The organism is Wolbachia endosymbiont of Pentidionis agamae, assembly GCF_036711655.1.
GTDB lineage: Bacteria > Pseudomonadota > Alphaproteobacteria > Rickettsiales > Anaplasmataceae > JAZHPY01.
Genome location: NZ_JAZHPY010000162.1, coordinates 1 through 508 on the forward strand (window position 1 = coordinate 1; position 508 = coordinate 508).

Below are 508 nucleotides of genomic sequence, written 5' to 3' on the forward strand. Positions count from 1 at the left end.
TAGATGGAATTACACTCCTTTATATGTTGCAAAAGGTTTAGAAACCAAAAAATTATTTGTGAAGTATATTACAAAATTAGAAATTTCTAGTCCAGATATTGTAAATGATGAGGGATTTAAGAAAAACAAAAAAATTATAGAAGATGATCCTGACCTAAATTATTATTATACACAATGCACAGCAGAGTTAAAAGAGCTCAAAGAGACAAAAGTTGGAGATTCAAAAATTACGCTTAACCATATTTTAGAAGAGGAAAATTTAGATAAATTAGTTAACTTTGCTAGAAATGAGAGCTTAGAAAAGTACTTTCAATCAACTAAGTTAGAAGAAAAGTTTCATATTTATGCACCTGACATAAGCAAGCAGTTGGAAAAAGCAAAGGAGCTGCAGAAACTAAAAGACAAAAAATTTATATGTAAATATGAATATAAAGATGAAAAGACAGGTGAAAATACAGGAGAATATAGAGAAACAGAGATTTCACTTTATAAAATATTGGTAGAGAAT

The 508-nt window shown here is 27.8% G+C and carries 1 protein-coding gene; it reads left to right on the plus strand.

Features of this window, described 5'->3' with window-relative positions; translation table 11 throughout:
• Nucleotides 1–508: ankyrin repeat domain-containing protein (locus tag V6U76_RS05450; RefSeq protein ID WP_333024133.1), on the plus strand; the 508-nt coding region annotated here is incomplete at both ends.